Annotated in this window: 17 protein-coding genes; 11 read left to right on the forward strand and 6 right to left on the reverse strand. The window is 54.9% G+C overall.

The genetic code is table 11. The features are described 5' to 3' along the window. The first annotated feature begins 30 nt into the window (after positions 1 to 30). The 6 genes from EDC90_RS00760 (at position 31) to EDC90_RS00785 (ending at position 5,634) form a co-directional block, all read left to right on the forward strand. The gene (locus tag EDC90_RS00760; RefSeq protein ID WP_132307508.1) at positions 31 to 417 is read left to right on the forward strand and encodes a hypothetical protein; all 387 of its coding nucleotides are present in this window, start codon (positions 31 to 33) and stop codon (positions 415 to 417) included. A gap of 244 nt (positions 418 to 661) precedes the next feature. Beyond that, positions 662 to 1,228 carry a F0F1 ATP synthase subunit delta gene (locus tag EDC90_RS00765; protein ID WP_132307510.1) on the forward strand — a complete coding sequence of 189 codons (567 nt, stop codon included), beginning with the start codon at positions 662 to 664 and terminating at the stop codon, positions 1,226 to 1,228. Further along, a complete protein-coding gene (atpA, locus tag EDC90_RS00770; RefSeq protein ID WP_132307512.1) occupies positions 1,228 to 2,757 on the forward strand; it encodes a F0F1 ATP synthase subunit alpha in 1,530 nt (509 codons plus the stop codon). Before EDC90_RS00765 ends, atpA begins: the two co-directional genes overlap by 1 nt. Before the next feature lie 36 nt (positions 2,758 to 2,793). After that, entirely contained in the window at positions 2,794 to 3,672 is an 879-nt protein-coding gene (locus tag EDC90_RS00775; protein ID WP_132307514.1) for a F0F1 ATP synthase subunit gamma, read from the forward strand. Between the two features lie 21 nt (positions 3,673 to 3,693). After that, positions 3,694 to 5,130: a F0F1 ATP synthase subunit beta gene (atpD, locus tag EDC90_RS00780; protein ID WP_132307516.1), complete on the forward strand. Its 1,437-nt coding sequence runs from the start codon at positions 3,694 to 3,696 to the stop codon at positions 5,128 to 5,130. A 99-nt stretch (positions 5,131 to 5,229) separates the two neighbouring features. Further along, on the forward strand, positions 5,230 to 5,634 hold the full coding sequence (locus EDC90_RS00785; RefSeq protein ID WP_132307518.1) for a F0F1 ATP synthase subunit epsilon: 405 nt from the start codon (positions 5,230 to 5,232) through the stop codon (positions 5,632 to 5,634). Between the two features lie 89 nt (positions 5,635 to 5,723). Here the strand turns inward: EDC90_RS00785 and EDC90_RS00790 are convergent, their stop codons facing one another. Both EDC90_RS00790 and EDC90_RS00795 read right to left on the reverse strand, forming a co-directional pair. Beyond that, the gene (locus tag EDC90_RS00790) at positions 5,724 to 6,710 is read right to left on the reverse strand and encodes a WD40 repeat domain-containing protein (RefSeq protein WP_132307520.1); all 987 of its coding nucleotides are present in this window, start codon (positions 6,708 to 6,710) and stop codon (positions 5,724 to 5,726) included. Next, the gene (locus tag EDC90_RS00795; RefSeq protein WP_132307522.1) at positions 6,710 to 7,789 is read right to left on the reverse strand and encodes a CobW family GTP-binding protein; all 1,080 of its coding nucleotides are present in this window, start codon (positions 7,787 to 7,789) and stop codon (positions 6,710 to 6,712) included. Before EDC90_RS00795 ends, EDC90_RS00790 begins: the two co-directional genes overlap by 1 nt. A gap of 261 nt (positions 7,790 to 8,050) precedes the next feature. Here EDC90_RS00795 and EDC90_RS00800 point away from each other — a divergent pair, with 261 nt between their 5' ends. Beyond that, on the forward strand, positions 8,051 to 9,091 hold the full coding sequence (locus tag EDC90_RS00800) for a LacI family DNA-binding transcriptional regulator (protein ID WP_132307524.1): 1,041 nt from the start codon (positions 8,051 to 8,053) through the stop codon (positions 9,089 to 9,091). 53 nt (positions 9,092 to 9,144) lie between these two features. Continuing rightward, positions 9,145 to 10,107, forward strand: a complete 963-nt coding sequence (locus EDC90_RS00805; protein ID WP_132307526.1) for a 2-hydroxyacid dehydrogenase — start codon at positions 9,145 to 9,147, stop codon at positions 10,105 to 10,107. Positions 10,108 to 10,116: 9 nt separating this feature from the next. On the opposite strand, the gene EDC90_RS00810 is transcribed toward EDC90_RS00805, so the two are convergent. Continuing rightward, positions 10,117 to 10,557: a MarR family winged helix-turn-helix transcriptional regulator gene (locus EDC90_RS00810; protein ID WP_432419975.1), complete on the reverse strand. Its 441-nt coding sequence runs from the start codon at positions 10,555 to 10,557 to the stop codon at positions 10,117 to 10,119. 64 nt (positions 10,558 to 10,621) lie between these two features. Between EDC90_RS00810 and EDC90_RS00815 the strand changes: the two genes are divergently transcribed. Continuing rightward, positions 10,622 to 11,056, forward strand: coding sequence for a hypothetical protein (locus EDC90_RS00815; RefSeq protein WP_132307528.1), 435 nt, complete (start codon positions 10,622 to 10,624; stop codon positions 11,054 to 11,056). A gap of 25 nt (positions 11,057 to 11,081) precedes the next feature. Here EDC90_RS00815 and EDC90_RS00820 read toward each other — a convergent pair whose 3' ends face one another. Continuing rightward, positions 11,082 to 11,837 (reverse strand): gamma-glutamyl-gamma-aminobutyrate hydrolase family protein, encoded by a 756-nt coding sequence (locus EDC90_RS00820; RefSeq protein ID WP_132307530.1) that lies wholly within the window; start codon positions 11,835 to 11,837, stop codon positions 11,082 to 11,084. 280 nt (positions 11,838 to 12,117) lie between these two features. On the opposite strand from EDC90_RS00820, the gene EDC90_RS00825 reads away from it, so the two are divergent. Together EDC90_RS00825 and EDC90_RS00830 are read left to right on the forward strand one after the other, a co-directional pair. Further along, positions 12,118 to 13,236: a TRAP transporter substrate-binding protein gene (locus EDC90_RS00825; RefSeq protein ID WP_132307532.1), complete on the forward strand. Its 1,119-nt coding sequence runs from the start codon at positions 12,118 to 12,120 to the stop codon at positions 13,234 to 13,236. 295 nt (positions 13,237 to 13,531) lie between these two features. After that, positions 13,532 to 14,089: a DUF6101 family protein gene (locus EDC90_RS00830; RefSeq protein WP_132307534.1), complete on the forward strand. Its 558-nt coding sequence runs from the start codon at positions 13,532 to 13,534 to the stop codon at positions 14,087 to 14,089. A 25-nt stretch (positions 14,090 to 14,114) separates the two neighbouring features. On the opposite strand, the gene ubiA is transcribed toward EDC90_RS00830, so the two are convergent. Then, the gene (ubiA, locus tag EDC90_RS00835; RefSeq protein WP_132307536.1) at positions 14,115 to 15,068 is read right to left on the reverse strand and encodes a 4-hydroxybenzoate octaprenyltransferase; all 954 of its coding nucleotides are present in this window, start codon (positions 15,066 to 15,068) and stop codon (positions 14,115 to 14,117) included. A gap of 36 nt (positions 15,069 to 15,104) precedes the next feature. Continuing rightward, entirely contained in the window at positions 15,105 to 16,364 is a 1,260-nt protein-coding gene (locus EDC90_RS00840; protein ID WP_132307538.1) for an SAM-dependent methyltransferase, read from the reverse strand. Positions 16,365 to 16,394 lie beyond the last annotated feature (30 nt).

The following is a 16,394-nucleotide window of genomic DNA, read 5'->3' on the forward strand; positions in this document are numbered from 1 at the left end:
GGCGGGCGTTACGGCGCAGGAGGGTTTTCCATGAGTTTTTATTGGCCGGAAAGTTTTGTCGGGCAGGTTGCCTTGTTTATGGCGATCCTGATTTTTCTATGGGGGCTTGTGGTTGCTCTTGCCCCTTTGCGGCTTTTGGGAATGGCCGGGTTTTCCGGGCTGAAGGAAGAGGGCTTTCAAAGCATCCATATCCGGTCGCTTATCGGTGGGACCTATGCAGCGATGTCGCTGATGGCGTTGCTGTTCGACCAGCCTATGATTTTCCGCACATTTGGCCTGGCGTTGATTTTCGGGTTCCTGACCCGATTGTTGTGGATGGGCACGCTGAAAAGCCGGTCGATAAAGGGCGGGATTTTTCTTGTATGTCAGGCGGTAGCTGGCGTATTTATGCTGCTCTACGGTCTTGGGTGGGCCTGACGACCGGACGAGGCTTCAATCCGCCTGATTTTCGGCTTATTAGCGTTTGTGTCGATTAAGCTATGGCGGCATTGTAAACGGGTCGTGAGCGTGTTGCGAGTCGCAAAGAGCTGTGCTAGACGAACCCCACTATTGAGAGGGCAAACAGGTTTTATAGCTGTTTCTCGGGGATATTAAGAGGTTTTGGAGGCCTTGCATCCGTTCAGCGGGTGACTTTTGAAGAGGCCGTATTTTAGGGGAAATTGTGCCTGTGGCAGACCTATCCCAATCTGTATCCGATGTTGCGCGGCGTTATGCTGCCTCATTGTTTGACCTGGCGTTGGAAGAGGGCAGCGTTGATGCAGTCAGCGCCGACCTTGAGAAAATTGACGGGCTGATCAAGGAAAGCGAAGACTTTCAGCGACTGATCACCAGCCCGGCTTTTACCGCCGATGAGCAGCTCAAGGCTGTGACCGCTATTCTTCAGAAGATTGGAATGACCGGTTACGTTGCCAATTTCGTGAAGCTGGTCGCCAAGAATCGCCGTCTTTTCACATTGCCGGGCATGGTTGTTGCCTATCGCGAAAAGCTTGCTGAGCATCGCGGTGAAATGACGGCCCTCGTTTCCGTTGCGCATGCATTGTCGGATGAGCAGAAACAAGAACTGAGCGCTGCGCTTAAAGGCGTTACGGGTAAGGATGTTACCCTGCAGATCACCGAGGATCCGTCCATTCTTGGCGGTATGATCGTCAAGGTCGGATCCCGCCAGATCGACACGTCTTTGCGCACTAAACTCTCCAAACTTAAGCTTTCACTGAAAGAGGTTGGCTGATGGATATCCGGGCCGCGGAAATTTCCGCAATTCTGAAAGAGCAAATCAAAAATTTCGGCGAAGAGGCTGAGGTCTCGGAAGTCGGCCAGGTTCTGTCTGTTGGTGACGGTATCGCCCGCGTCTACGGTCTGGACAATGTGCAGGCCGGTGAGATGGTCGAATTCGACGGTGGCGTGCGCGGTATGGCGCTGAACCTTGAAAGCGACAATGTCGGTGTCGTTATCTTTGGCTCCGACCGTGAAATCGGTGAAGGCGATGTCGTCAAGCGCACCGGCGCGATTGTGGACGTTCCGGTTGGTCCGGGTCTGCTCGGTCGTGTTGTTGATGCTCTGGGTAACCCGATCGACGGCAAAGGTCCGATCGCGTCGGAAGCCCGTGCAACAGTTGACGTTAAGGCTCCGGGTATCATCCCGCGTAAGTCGGTTCATGAGCCGATGTCGACTGGCCTGAAGGCCATTGACGCCCTGATCCCGATCGGTCGTGGTCAGCGTGAGCTGGTGATTGGTGACCGTCAGACCGGTAAAACCGCCATCATCCTCGACACTTTCCTGAACCAGAAACCGATCCATGATAATGGCCCGGACAACGATAAGCTTTACTGCGTCTACGTTGCTGTCGGCCAGAAGCGCTCCACCGTCGCGCAGTTTGTGAAGACGCTGGAAGAGCGCGGTGCTCTGGAATATTCGGTCGTTATCGCCGCTACGGCTTCCGATCCGGCTCCCATGCAGTATCTCGCACCGTTTGCCGGCTGCGCCATTGGCGAATATTTCCGTGACAATGGTATGCATGCTCTGATCGGTTATGACGATCTTTCCAAGCAGGCTGTTGCCTATCGTCAGATGTCGCTTCTGCTGCGCCGCCCGCCGGGCCGCGAAGCTTATCCGGGCGACGTTTTCTACCTGCATTCGCGTCTTCTGGAGCGTGCTGCCAAGCTCTCCGAAGAGCGTGGCGCTGGTTCGCTGACGGCCCTGCCGGTTATTGAAACGCAGGGTAACGACGTTTCTGCCTTTATTCCGACCAACGTGATTTCGATTACCGATGGTCAGATCTTCCTTGAAACAGACCTGTTCTATCAGGGTGTTCGCCCGGCTGTGAACGTTGGTCTTTCGGTTTCGCGTGTTGGTTCGTCGGCCCAGATCAAGGCGATGAAGCAGGTTGCCGGTTCGATTAAGGGTGAGCTTGCCCAGTATCGTGAAATGGCTGCCTTTGCGCAGTTCGGTTCCGATCTTGATGCCGCAACCCAGCGCCTGCTGAACCGCGGTGCGCGCCTGACTGAGCTTCTCAAGCAGCCGCAGTTCTCGCCGCTGAAGACGGAAGAGCAGGTTGCTGTTATCTTCGCTGGTGTGAACGGCTATCTTGATAAGCTGCCGGTTTCCGACGTCAGCAAGTTCGAGCAGGGACTCCTGTCGCATCTGCGTGGTGAAGGCAAGGACGTGCTCGAAGCGATCCGCACTGAAAAGGCTCTTAACGACGATCTGAAGTCCAAGCTGAAGGCGGCCGTAGAGGCATTCGCTAAGAACTTTTCGTAAGTTGAACCAGGCAATTTGAACGGGGATTTATAACCCATGGCTTCATTGAAGGATCTGAAGCAACGTATTGCCTCGGTGAAGGCGACGCAAAAAATCACCAAGGCGATGCAGATGGTCGCTGCGGCGAAGCTGCGTCGTGCGCAGGAGGCCGCGGAAAACGCGCGGCCTTACTCCGAGCGTATGGCTGATGTTATGGCTGACCTTTCAGCCGCTGTGAGCGAAGGCGATGAAGTGCCTGCGCTGATGCGCGGCAATGGCAAGGATCAGGTGCACATGTTGCTGGTCTGCACGGCTGAGCGTGGCCTTTGCGGTGGCTTTAATGCGCAGCTTGCACGCCATACAAGGATCGAAGCGCATCGTCTGGCGTCTGAAGGCAAGACGGTTAAGATTTTCTGCGTTGGCCGAAAAGGCTATGATGCTCTGCGTCGCGAGTTTGCGGATCAGATCGTCGAGCGTGTTGAATTGCGCGATGTGCGCAAGATCGGCTTTGAGAATGCAGAAGAGATTGGCAACAAGGTCATCAAGATGTTTGATGATGAGGCGTTCGACGTCTGCACGCTGATCTATTCAGAATTCAAATCGGTGATCTCGCAGGTTCCCACGAGCCAGCAGCTTATCCCGGCAGCCGCGCCTGAAAAGGGCGAGGAGCGTTCCGAAGCAGCACTTTACGATTACGAGCCGAATGCGGAAAGCATTCTATCGGAAATCGTACCGCTCAATATTCGTGTTCAGATTTTCCGTGCTCTGCTTGAAAACGCAGCCGGTGAGATGGGCGCGAAAATGACGGCGATGGACAACGCAACGCGCAACGCCGGTGAGATGATCGACAAACTGACACTGTCCTATAACCGACAGCGTCAGGAAAAGATCACCACGGAACTGATTGAAATTATTTCGGGCGCCGAAGCGCTCTAAAGCTTGAAAGAGGGTTTGATTATGGCTGAGGCCTCTGTTGGTAAGGTGACGCAGATTATCGGCGCTGTCGTCGACGTTGCATTTGATGGTGAACTGCCGCCGATCATGAACGCGCTTGAAACCGAAAATCACGGCAACCGTCTGGTCCTTGAGGTCGCTCAGCACCTCGGCGAGAACGAAGTCCGCACGATTGCCATGGACGCGACCGAAGGTCTGGTTCGCGGTCAGGAAGTCAAGAACACAGGTTCTCCGATCATGGTGCCGGTAGGCGAAGAAACACTTGGCCGCATCCTGAACGTTATTGGTGAGCCGGTTGACGAAGTTGGCCCGGTCAAGACCAAAGAGAAGCGCGCAATCCACCAGCCTGCGCCGGAATATATTGAACAGTCCACCGAGGCTGAAATTTTGGTGACCGGCATCAAGGTTGTTGATCTTCTCGCACCTTATGCGAAGGGCGGTAAGATCGGCCTGTTCGGCGGCGCCGGTGTTGGCAAAACGGTTCTGATTCAGGAGCTGATCAACAACATTGCTAAGGCGCACGGCGGATATTCCGTATTTGCCGGTGTTGGCGAGCGCACGCGTGAGGGTAACGACCTCTATCACGAAATGATCGAATCCAACGTGAACGTTGATCCTTCAGAGAACAATGGTTCGGCTGAAGGTTCGAAATGTGCGCTGGTTTATGGTCAGATGAACGAGCCTCCGGGTGCGCGTGCACGTGTTGCGCTTTCCGGTCTGACAATCGCGGAATCTTTCCGTGACCAGGGACAGGACGTTCTGTTCTTCGTCGATAACATTTTCCGCTTTACGCAGGCTGGTTCGGAAATTTCGGCTCTCCTGGGTCGTATTCCTTCCGCTGTGGGTTATCAGCCGACGCTGGCAACCGACATGGGTGCGTTGCAGGAGCGTATTACGACAACGACCAAGGGGTCGATTACGTCGGTTCAGGCCATTTACGTGCCAGCTGACGACCTGACCGACCCGGCGCCGGCTACCTCGTTTGCTCACCTGGACGCAACGACCACGCTGTCGCGTTCGATCGCTGAAAAGGGTATTTACCCGGCTGTTGACCCGCTCGACTCCACCTCGCGTATGCTGGATCCGATGATTGTTGGTGAAGAGCATTATGCCGTTGCCCGCGCCGTTCAGGAAACGCTGCAGCGCTACAAGGCTCTTCAGGACATTATCGCAATTCTCGGCATGGACGAGCTTTCTGAAGAAGATAAGCTCACGGTTGCTCGCGCACGTAAGATCGAGCGCTTCCTTTCGCAGCCGTTCCACGTTGCTGAAGTCTTCACCGGCGCACCGGGCATCCTCGTTTCGCTGGAAGATACGATCCGTTCGTTCAAGGGGCTGGTCGAAGGCGAATATGACCATCTGCCAGAAGCTGCGTTTTATATGGTCGGTACGATTGACGATGCAGTCGAGAAGGCCAAGAAACTGGCTGAAGCGGCTTAAGAACCGTCCTTCACAAGTGCCGCGTGGCTTTTGGAAGCCCTGCGGCGCTTAAACGGCCTTCGGGCGTTTTGGCAAAGTTGAAGAAAGAATTTGAGCGTCATGGCTGACAAACTGATTTTCGAGCTGGTTACTCCGGAGCACCTTCTCGCTTCTGCTGAGACGGACTCGGTGGTGATCCCGGCAACGGAAGGCGAAATGACGGTGATGCCGGATCATGCGCCCACCATGACCACGATCCGTCCCGGCATGGTCAAATTCCGCAACAGCGAAAACAAGGAATTCAAGTTCCTCGTGTTTCATGGTTTTGCGGATATTCAGGGTGAGCATTGCACACTTCTGGCCGAAACAGCGGTTCCGGTGGGTGAAGCTGGCGATGCCATCGAGAAGCGGATCAAGGAATTGCGTGATGAGCTGATCCATGCGCGCCATGGCGAGCGCAAGAGCGCAATCGAGCAGATGCTCGGTGAGCTTACGCATCTCAATCAGACGATTTTCCCGGGCTGATCTTTCCGGTTTAAAACATGCGTCAATGAGAAAAGGCTGCGGTTTCTACCGCAGCCTTTTTCGCTTTCCGTGCCTGACAAAAGTCTGCCTCAATCGCCAAGTGTGACGATGCCGCAGTCTCCGGCCTCCGAGCCAAACGCAAGGCGCTTGCCGTCCTTGTCCCATCCGAGCGACGTGATCGCGCCTTTTCCCGGCCGCCGCAACAGCGCTTCCTTGCCGTCTGCTATTCTGACGGCAAGGACCATACCGTCGATGAAGCCGATGGCGACCACCTCTTCAGTCGGATGAAACGCGACCTCCGTAACCATGATGTTGGAGCGTGTTCCAAGTTCGAGCGGGGCCTTGCCCATCGGGCCGTCCTTACCGGAAAACGGCCAGACGATGGCGGCAGGTGCACCTGACGTCGCAAGCCATTTGCCGCGCGGCGCCCACGACCAGGATTTTACCTTGGCTGGATAGCCGCTCATACGCATATGGCGGGCTTCCTCGCTCACCTTGCCGTCGATCTTCCAGCCGTGAAGAGCATTCTCCTGCATCGAGGTAATCAGGAAGCGCCCGTCCGGCGAAAAGTCGATACCGATATGCGCGCCCTTCCATTCGAGATCGACCGGCGGCGCGGTGCCTGTAACCCAGTGCAGCGATGCTCCATTGTAGCGGGCTGCTGCGACCCGCAGCCCTTTCGGAGCAAACGCCACTGCCTCGACACTGCGTTCTTCGGTGAAGAGGTGCGAAGTTCCGCTCTCGATGACGCGGGTTTCCTTGCCGATAGCATAGGCTACAGCGCCGTGCGGACCGCCTGCAACAACAGAAATCCACTTGCGGGGCACGTTGACGAGTTCTTCAAACGTGCCATCACGTGCGATGCGCAGCACACGCCCGTCTTCACCACCTGTCAGAAGTGTCTGGCTGAAGGGGTCACGAACACAGGTCAGTAGCCCGTCATGCGCTTCGATGGTTTTTTCACCTTCACCGAGGCGATGAATGACACCACTTGCTCCCGCAAAAAAGGCGACGTCGCCGATAAATGCAGCAGTTTCTATATGATCGTCGATATCAAAGGGAGCGACACTTGGCATCAGCTGGCAGCCTCACAGGCCTTGAATGTGCGTTCCAGCTTCTCAGCGTCAAGTTCCCGCCCGATAAAGACAAGACGGCTCTCATGGCGTTCGTCGTCTTTCCATGCGCGTTGGTGGTCACCTTCGATGATCATATGCACGCCTTGCACGACATAACGTTCCGGATCGTTCTTGAACGCAAGAATGCCTTTGAGCCGCAGAATATTCGGTCCCTGGTTTTGGGTGATCGACTGTATCCACGGGAAGAAGCGGTTCGGGTCCAGTTCTCCGCCGCGCAGGGAAACAGACTGGACCGTCACATCGTGATGGTCGGACGGGCCATGATGATGGTGATGATGCCCATGGTCGTGATCATGATCATTGTCGTGATGATGATGATCGTGATCGCAGTCCGGTCCGCATATGTGGTCATCATGTTCATCATGATCGAGAAAATGCGGATCGTCTTCCAGCACATGTTCAAGGTCGAAAGCGCCCTGATCAAGGATGCGTTCCAGCTCAATGCCTGAGCGCTCGGTGCGATAAACACGGGCAGCGGGATTGATCGCGCGAACGAGGCTTTCAACCTCGGAAAGTTCTTCAGCGTTCACAAGATCGGTCTTGTTCAGCAGCACGATATCGGCAAAGGCAATCTGGTCTTCTGCCTCGCGGCTGTCTTTCAGACGAAGCGGCAGGTGCTTTGCATCGACCAGTGTGATGACCGCATCAAGGGCCGTCTTGGCGCGAACATCGTCATCCATGAAGAAGGTCTGGGCAACCGGAACCGGATCCGCAAGGCCGGTCGTCTCGACGATGATTCCGTCGAAGCGCGGGCGGCGCATCAGGCTTTCAACCACACGGATGAGATCTCCACGTACGGTGCAGCAGATGCAGCCATTGTTCATTTCATAGATTTCTTCATCGGATTCGACGATCAGATCGTTGTCAATGCCGATTTCGCCGAACTCATTGACGATAACTGCGTATTGCTTTCCGTGGTTTTCGGAAAGAATGCGGTTGAGCAGTGTCGTCTTGCCTGAGCCCAGATAGCCGGTCAGGACGGTGACCGGAATGGGCTTCGTCGTTTGCGTTTCTGTCATGGCAAATCCTTTGGGAGTTTTCCCGCTTCGGGAATTTAGCCCGTATATAAGAAGCATGGTCTTTCGGGGCAAGCGCTGGCTGCGCAGGTGATGCAAAGGTGCTGGAGCGTCTGGCCCTTCCTGTCAAAAGTTAAATGCGTTACACGGAAAATCTATTCGATTTAAACTTTTATGTTGAAAAACATAGATGTTTTGATTTAAAAATTTTAAATGAGCCTTGGTGCAATGATGTGCCAAACCCCATTCAAACGGGAGCGAAGCGTGGCACAAAAAGTCAAGCTATCCACCATCGCGGAATCGCTGGGCATATCCACTGCTACAGTTTCTCTGGCGCTCAGAGACAGCCCGCTCGTCGCGGCTTCTACGCGCGAACGCATTAAGGAGCAGGCGCGTGCGCTCGGTTATATCTATAACCGTCGGGCTGCCAGCCTCAGAACATCGCGTTCGGGCATTATCGGGGTTGTGGTGCATGACATCATGAACCCGTTTTACGGAGAGATCCTGAAGGCTATCGAAAGTGAGCTTGATCGCAATCAGCACACGTTCATTTTGTCCAACCACTACGACTCTGTTGAAAAGCAGCGCAATTTTATCGAAACACTGCTGCAGCTGGGCGGTGACGGCGTGATCATGTCACCGGCCATCGGTACGCCGCCTGCGGATGTGCAGCTTGCCGAAGACAACGGCATGCCTGCAATCTTCGTTGCCCGCCGGATGGAAGAGCTGGATCTGCCGACCTATCGTGGCGATGACAGCTATGGTATCGCGCTGGCGACCAATCATCTGATTGGTCTTGGTCACCGTTGCATTGCGATGATTGGTGGAACGGATCAGACCTCGACCGGACGCGACCGCTACTCTGGCTACGTGAATGCATTGAGAAAGGCCGGTATTGAAGTTGATCCGGCGCTGCGTATTCCCGGCCCCAGAACCAAGCAGGGCGGGTTCGAGGCTGCCGTTCATTTCCTGTCATTGCCGCAAAAGCCCACAGCGGCCGTTTGCTGGAATGATCTGGTTGCCATCGGCCTGATGAATGGCATTTCCCGTGCAGGGCTTACCCCGGGTGTTGATATTTCCGTCACCGGCTATGACGATCTTGAGGAGGCGTCGATTGCCACACCGTCGCTTACGACGGTCTGGAATGGTCAGGCGGAAGTTGGGCGTCTGGCCGCACGGGCGCTTCTGGATAAGCTTGCAGGCTCCAGTGCGCCAGATGGTATGCATCTTATAAAGCCGGAGATGCGTATTCGCCAGTCCACCGGTCCGCATCGCGAAATGGCGGAAAATCACCACCTTGTCTGAGGCGGCATCTCTGCCGCATCAATTCCCATACTGACAAAAATCTGGAGGCTGTATTGTCAAAGCCAATTGTCCTGCTGTCGCAGAACCTCAACAAGTTCGTTCAGACTTTACTCGGCGATGATGTTGAACAGCTTGTCTTGCCCGAAGCGGGTTTTTCCGCACTTGATACCGATACGATTGACCGTATCCGTGGCGTTGTTGCGTTTGGCGGTTTTTCAGGGGTCGAAATGGACTGCCTGCCCAATCTTGAAATTATTGCATGTCCCGGCGTGGGGTATGACGGAATCGATACCGCACACGCGGCAGAGCGCGGCATTGTCGTGACCCACACGCCGAATGTTCTCAACGATGAGGTCGCCGACACGACAATCGGACTTCTTCTGAACACGGTGCGTCAGTTTTACGCGGCAGAAAAATGGGTTCGCGAGGGGCGCTGGGCAAAAGAAGGTGGCTATGCGCTTTCACCGTTTGCACTCACCGGACGCAAGGTCGGGCTGTATGGCCTTGGCCGTATCGGAATGGAAATTGCCCAGCGGCTTGAGCCTTTCAAGGTGGAGATTGCGTATCATACCCGATCAAAGAAGGATGGCGTCGACTATGCCTATTATCCGTCATTGGCCGAGCTGGCCGAGGCCGTGGATACGCTGATCTGCATTGTGCCGAAAACACCGCAGACGCATAAGACTATCGATCAGACTGTGATGAAAGCACTTGGCCCGGAAGGTATTCTGATTAATGTCGGACGCGGCTGGACGGTTAATGAGGATGATCTGATCGCAGCACTTGAGGCCGGAACGCTTGGAGGCGCCGGGCTGGACGTTTTCTATGATGAGCCGCATGTGCCGGAGAAGCTGATGGTGTTTGAAAATGTCAGCCTTCTGCCGCATGTTGCTTCTGCATCCGTGCCGACCCGCACGGCGATGGCACAGTTGGTCGCAGACAATATCAGCGGCTGGTTTGCGGAAGGGCGTCCGGTCACGCCGGTTCCGGAAACGCCGGTTCCGCCGAAGGCGTAAAGGCGGGGGTCATCGCTCCCGCCTGGTTGCGATCACCTTTTGCATCAGCTCGATAAACAGCGCGCGCTCTTCGCCCGATAGGGCGGCGAGCGCGTCTTCGTTTTCCGTTGTCGCCGCGGCAATGGCGGGATCGCGCAAGGTGCGGGCGTGTTCCGTCAGCACAACGCGTTGAACACGGCCGTCATCGGGGTCCTTTTGCCGCTTTATCAGGCCGTCGCGCTCCATGCGCGAAAGGGTATTGGCCATTGTCGCCTGTTCGATGTCGAGGCGTTCGACGAGTTCTTTCTGCGTCAGTCCGTCATTTTCCCACAATTCCAGAAGCGCCGGAAAAGTGCCCGTCGTCAGGCCAAGCGGTTTGATGCGACCGGCAAGCCCGCGTTCGAAAAGACGTGCCAGATGATTGGCGAGATAGCCCGCCGAGTGGTCTTTGGAAAAGGTCATGCGCTTCATTAGCATTTGCATAGCTTGCTATGCAATGATATATAGCATGCTATATAAATAACGGAGCACGATCATGATGAAGTTAATTCACCCTGTTGCGGGCGCTTTTGCGCTGGCGATCATCACCGTTTTCTGGTTATCCACCGTGCTGACGGAGGTCTTTGCCGGCCCTGCGCTTGTCACGCGCGTCAAGATGTGGATCCCATGGGGCTTCTTGCTGTTGGTGCCGTTTCTGGCGCTGGCGGGTGCTTCGGGCTTGCGTCTCGCGCGGCCTATGCGCGGACGACTGGTGGCGGCAAAGCGCAAACGCATGCCGATCATCGCCCTAAACGGGCTTGTCGTTTTAATGCCGTCGGCACTGTTTCTTGCAGCAAAGGCGGAGGCTGGCGCATTCGATGTGTCGTTTTATGCCGTGCAGGCGGTCGAACTCATCTTCGGCGCAGTCAACATTACGCTCCTGGCGATGAACATGCGTGACGGTTTGCGTATGAAGGGGCGGTGTTCCTGAACCGCAGTGGCTGGTGGCCCGGGCGTCAGCTCTTCGCCGCCGCCCGGTAGGCTCGAACCGCATCGCCGAATGCTTCGAATATCTTGCGCGAAGGCGCGTCCGTGCTGGCCCAGTATTCCGGGTGCCACTGAACGCCAACTGCAAAGTTTTTTGCACCGATAACGGAAACCGCTTCCACTGTGCCGTCAGGCGCAGTTGCCTCAACCGAGAGGTTTGGTGCAACATCGCTGATAGCCTGCCTGTGCAGTGAATTGACCTGGATTTCGCCAGCATCCACGACACCGGCCAAACATGAGCCTTCGGCAATCGTAACCGGCTGACGGATAACGAAGGCATCATCCCGGTTGCCTTCTGCCGGTTGGCGATGATCTATCCGGCCTTCAAGCTCCTGAACTTCGCTGACCAGTGTTCCACCAAGTGCCACATTCAGTTCCTGAATGCCGCGGCAGATGCAAAGAAGGGGCATAGCGCGCTCGATGGCACGGCGTATCAGCGGCAGTGTATTCGCATCGCGGCCGGGATCAAACGGCCCGTCCTTTTCAGTAGCCTCTTTGCCATAAAGCGACGGGTGAACATTGGAACGCGCACCGGTGATCAAAACGCCATCAACCCGGTCAAGAAGAGCGTCGATGTCATTGCCCTCTTCAAAAGCGGGAATGATGAAGCTCATGGCACCGGCAACGTTCAGTGCAGCACCGACATATTGTTGCTGTGCGGCATGCCAGACGGCGTCCTGAAAAAAAGACGTATCAGCTGGAACGGCGATGATGGGCTTCGACATTTTCTCAACTTCCCGGACGGTAAAACAAGTGAGAGCAATGCCCCGCGCCTTTAAGCCTGTCAATCGAATCTGTTGGGCCAGAGCGTTTACGACACGGCAAAACAGAGAGAATGACAGACACGAATATTATACCTTCGTAGAAAGCTGATGGTTCATGAGCGCAAAAGCCCCCCGTAAATGACGGATGATAGTTGCAACCCTTGCGGCAACATGCTTTTGTCAAATCACGCGCTTGCCGAGGAGGAGCTTTTGCGCAGGCGCACAATGTTGGGAGGAAAATATGGACCGTCGTTCCTTTATCAAGAAGGTCGGGACCGGTGGCGTTGGCGCTGCCGCCGCGACTGCTTTGGCTGCACCAGCTGTTGCTCAGGAAAACCCGAAAATCACATGGCGTATGACGTCATCCTTTCCGAAATCGCTCGATACGATTTTCGGTGGTGCGGAAGATGTGGCCGATCATGTTAGGGCTGCCACTGGCGGCAATTTTGACATCCAGGTTTACGCTGCCGGTGAAATCGTGCCCGGCCTGCAGGCGCTGGATGCAGTGCAGAGCGGTACTGTGGAGGCCTGCCATACCTGCTCATACTATTTCTGGGGGAAGGATCCGACATTTGCGATCGGTACAGCTATTCCGTTCGGGCTGAACCAGCGTCTGACGAATGCCTGGTTCTATCAGGGCAACGGCAATACCCTGATGAACGAATTCTACGATGGCTATGGCGTCTACGGCCTTCCAGCCGGCAATACCGGTGTGCAGATGGGGGGCTGGTTCCGCAAGGAAGTGAACACCGTTGACGATATGAAGGGCCTTAAAATGCGCATTGCCGGTCTGGCGGGGCGCGTTATGGAAAAAGTTGGCGTCGTTCCGCAGCAGATTGCCGGTGGCGATATCTATCCGGCGCTGGAAAAAGGTACGATTGATGCTGCCGAGTTCGTCGGACCTTATGACGATCAGAAGCTCGGCTTCTACAAGGTTGCCAAATATTATTATTATCCTGGCTGGTGGGAAGGTGGACCGGTTATCCACGCCTTCTTCAACAAAGACAAATATCAGTCACTGCCAAAGCATTATCAGGCTGCTCTGGATGATGCCTGCGCCTTTGCCAACACCAATATGATGGCGAAGTATGACGTTAAGAATCCGGTCGCGATCCGAGAGCTGATTGCCGATGGTGCCGTTCTTAAAGGTTACAGCACCGAGATCATGCAGGCCTGCTTTAACGCGGCGATGGAAGTGTATCAGGAGCTCGGAGCCGAAAACCCGACCTTCAAGAAGATCTATAACGATCAGACGGAATACAAAAATGGTGCCTATGGCTGGCTGAAAACGGCTGAGTTCCGCTACGACCAGTTCATGATGGCGCTGCAAAATGCCGGTAAAATTCAGCCCTTGAGCTGATATCTGGAAACATTGGGTGACTATCAGAACCCCGGATGCGCTGTCATCCGGGGTTTTTGCTTGATTGCGGAAGGAATGGGTTAATGGTTCGTCACGCACGCGTTTAGTTTCTCTCAACCCTGCAAGATCGGATTTTGATAACCATTCATACGCGTTGGAATTTCTTAACCCTGCCTGTTAAGGCGGTTGGTAATAACCTCGCCTATTATGCCCTCAAGACAACGAGACAAGTGGACACAAAAGTTCACAACTCAAAAGCCGAAGACAGACGGCAAAAGATGACAAGGGTGATGAGATGACGAATTCGCAGCTGAAATTGGGGGCCGGGGATACAGTTCTGAGAATCGAGCCTGCCCGGTTCCCGCAAAAATTCTCCTATGTCGCCAAAGGCTCGGAAAACCGAATTGGCGTTAAACTTGACAGCCGCGGTGCTGTTGTCCGGCGCAACCTGCCGTCCAGCAATCTTCCGTTTTCAATTGCACTGCCCGGACGCGCTTTCAAAGGCGTTGCTGCCCGTGCGACTGCCCATGGCGATGGTGAGATCACCGTAACGCTGGAACTGCATCACGCAGATCCGGAACTGTGCATTCCGTTACTTGTGGCGCACGATTTGAGCGACATTGTGGCAGACTGGCAGGACTGGGCCGAAATGTATGGCATTCCGATGCTGATGGTGGAGGCTGACGGTGTTGCCCGCCCGATCGATGGAATTGCGCACAGAACTAACGCCGCCAATGACGATATTCATCCGCATACGGCGAGAGCCAGACAAAATCCTCGCCTTACATTGCGCTGCCGCGATCAGGCGCTGGGTGTCGCACTGACGGTTAAGGGACGGAAAATCGCCGCCTGACAGAACGCACGCCCCAATCGTTTGGTCAGTGAAAAAATATGGAAAGAACGAGGCCTGCAAACAATGACAGGCCGACATAGAAATTCAGTTTGAACAGTCTGAGGCAGAGGTCGCCGTTATCGATATCCAGAACGGCAATTTGATAAAAAAGAAGAATACCCGCGAGGGCCAGTCCGAAAAAGGCGATCCATGGCATCAGCGTCAGGGTGAAGCCGATCGCAATCAGCAGCAGCGCTCCGCCATAAAGGCCGATCAGCCAGAATTTGGTGTTCCCGCCAAAAAGCCTTGCTGTAGAACGCACGCCGATCAGTGCATCATCTTCCTTGTCCTGATGTGCGTAAATCGTGTCGTAGCCGATGGTCCACAAAATCGCGGCAAAATAGAGCATGACCGGCGCGAGTGCCAGTGAGCCGAACACCGCCGCCCAGGCAACCAGTGCGCCCCATGAAAAAGCAAGGCCCAGAAACAGCTGAGGCCAGTCGGTAAAACGCTTCGCAAAAGGGTAGATTGCAACAATCACCAGCGAGGCGAAGCCCAGCAGAATTGTAAATCCGTTAAAGCAAAGCAGCACGATGAGACCGGTGAGGGCTTGCAATCCCATAAAGATTTTCGCCTGAAGCCGTGTGACCCGTCCCGATGGCAGCGGACGCGACCGCGTGCGGGCAACCTTGTCATCGATGTTGTGGTCGACGAGATCATTGTAGGTGCATCCGGCGCCACGCATGGCAACCGCACCGACGAAAAACAAAAGCAGATGTGCGATGAACTGACCCGGACGAAACGCACCATGTGCCGCAGTGACCGACGCAGCCATGGCTGCCGACCAGAGGCAAGGCCATAAAAGCAACTGCCAGCCGATCGGCCTGTCCCAGCGCGCAAGCTGCGCATAGGGCCAGAGACTGCGTGGCAAAAGTCTGTAGACGAAATTATCTGACGGCGCGTCGATTACGCGCCCGTCATCATCATGAATATCGGTCATCGGGTTTCCGCCGGGCTCGCTCTTCAATGCGGGCCGTCAGAATTCAATCGGTTCCAGCGGAGCGCGATCAGCTTCTGCGGCCTTCAGCTTGTCTTCAGCCTCGAACATATAACGGCGGTTATTGGGCGTTGCAAACTGGCTTTTGGAAAGCTGCATCTGGAAGACAAACATCTGGTCCCATTCGAATGCCATTTCCGATCCGGCCAGATAGAATTCCCACATGCGGAAGAACTGTTCATCATAGAGCGCGATGGCTTCGTCCTTTCTCGCCACAAAACGTTCACGCCATGCCCGCAGCGTATGCGCATAATGCATTTGAAGAATTTCGATATCGCGTACCAGCAAGCCCGCTTTTTCAACAGCCGGAAGCACCTCTGAAAGAGAAGGGATATAGCCGCCAGGGAAAATGTACTTCTCGATGAACGGATTGGTCATGTTGTGACCGGCCGTGTCGCGGCCAATCGAATGCAGCACCATGACACCATCATCGTCCAGCAGTTCGAAACATTTGTCGAAGAAGTTCTGGTAGCGTCCGGTTCCCACATGCTCAAACATGCCGACCGAAACAATGCGGTCGAACGGTTTGGCTTTCATTGTCCGGTAGTCCTGAAGCTCGAAGCGGACACGATCGGAAATACTGCGCTTTTCCGCACGCCGGTTTGAAATATTCAGCTGCTCATGGGAAAGCGTGATGCCGGTGCAGTCCACGCCTGCCATTTCCGCCAGATACATGCTGAGGCCGCCCCAGCCGGAGCCGATTTCCAGCACGCGCTGACCCTCATTGAGACGAAGCTTGGCAGCGATATGCCGCTTCTTGGCCAGCTGCGCCTCATCCAGAGAAATATCCGGCGGATCAAAATAGGCGCAGGAATACTGCCAGTCATCATCCAGAAACAGATTAAACAGCGACGGCGTTAGATCATAATGGTGCGAGACGTTCTTGCGGTTCTTGTTGATCGGCAGCCGCGTTTGCAGTTGCGCAAGACCGATGCGCCAGAACAGTCGCATCGCCATCAGCGGTGAAAAATTCGAGTGCTTGGTGTTTTTACGGACGATGGAGAGAAAGTCATAAATGTCACCTTCTTCCATAAGAAAGCGACCCTGCATGTACATTTCACCCAGAGTGAGGGCCGGGTCTGAAGCAATCAGCTTTTCCGCTTCTTCGTCAGTAATGCGGACGCTGACACGTTTTCCGGTACCGTCACCGAAGATCGTGTCGCCACCGGCGGCCCACGTAATTTTCAAATCGCCTTCTTTGACAATTCTTTCAACAAGGTTGGGTAGCGCTGAAGCCATCACGATCCCCCAAATATCTGCTAATGTCAC

The organism is Martelella mediterranea, from assembly GCF_004342225.1.
GTDB lineage: Bacteria > Pseudomonadota > Alphaproteobacteria > Rhizobiales > Rhizobiaceae > Martelella > Martelella mediterranea_B.

Excerpts from the sequence above, each read along its gene's own strand:
- atpD (WP_132307516.1), top strand. The coding sequence starts at position 3,694 with ATGGCTGAGGCCTCTGTTGGTAAGGTGACGCAGATTATCGGCGCTGTC.
- atpA (WP_132307512.1), top strand. The coding sequence starts at position 1,228 with ATGGATATCCGGGCCGCGGAAATTTCCGCAATTCTGAAAGAGCAAATC.
- EDC90_RS00775 (WP_132307514.1), top strand. The coding sequence starts at position 2,794 with ATGGCTTCATTGAAGGATCTGAAGCAACGTATTGCCTCGGTGAAGGCG.
- EDC90_RS00785 (WP_132307518.1), top strand. The coding sequence starts at position 5,230 with ATGGCTGACAAACTGATTTTCGAGCTGGTTACTCCGGAGCACCTTCTC.
- EDC90_RS00795 (WP_132307522.1), bottom strand. The coding sequence starts at position 7,789 with ATGACAGAAACGCAAACGACGAAGCCCATTCCGGTCACCGTCCTGACC.
- ubiA (WP_132307536.1), bottom strand. The coding sequence starts at position 15,068 with ATGACCGATATTCATGATGATGACGGGCGCGTAATCGACGCGCCGTCA.
- EDC90_RS00825 (WP_132307532.1), top strand. The coding sequence starts at position 12,118 with ATGGACCGTCGTTCCTTTATCAAGAAGGTCGGGACCGGTGGCGTTGGC.
- EDC90_RS00830 (WP_132307534.1), top strand. The coding sequence starts at position 13,532 with ATGACGAATTCGCAGCTGAAATTGGGGGCCGGGGATACAGTTCTGAGA.
- EDC90_RS00760 (WP_132307508.1), top strand. The coding sequence starts at position 31 with ATGAGTTTTTATTGGCCGGAAAGTTTTGTCGGGCAGGTTGCCTTGTTT.
- EDC90_RS00840 (WP_132307538.1), bottom strand. The coding sequence starts at position 16,364 with ATGGCTTCAGCGCTACCCAACCTTGTTGAAAGAATTGTCAAAGAAGGC.
- EDC90_RS00790 (WP_132307520.1), bottom strand. The coding sequence starts at position 6,710 with ATGCCAAGTGTCGCTCCCTTTGATATCGACGATCATATAGAAACTGCT.
- EDC90_RS00815 (WP_132307528.1), top strand. The coding sequence starts at position 10,622 with ATGATGAAGTTAATTCACCCTGTTGCGGGCGCTTTTGCGCTGGCGATC.
- EDC90_RS00810 (WP_432419975.1), bottom strand. The coding sequence starts at position 10,557 with ATGAAGCGCATGACCTTTTCCAAAGACCACTCGGCGGGCTATCTCGCC.
- EDC90_RS00820 (WP_132307530.1), bottom strand. The coding sequence starts at position 11,837 with ATGTCGAAGCCCATCATCGCCGTTCCAGCTGATACGTCTTTTTTTCAG.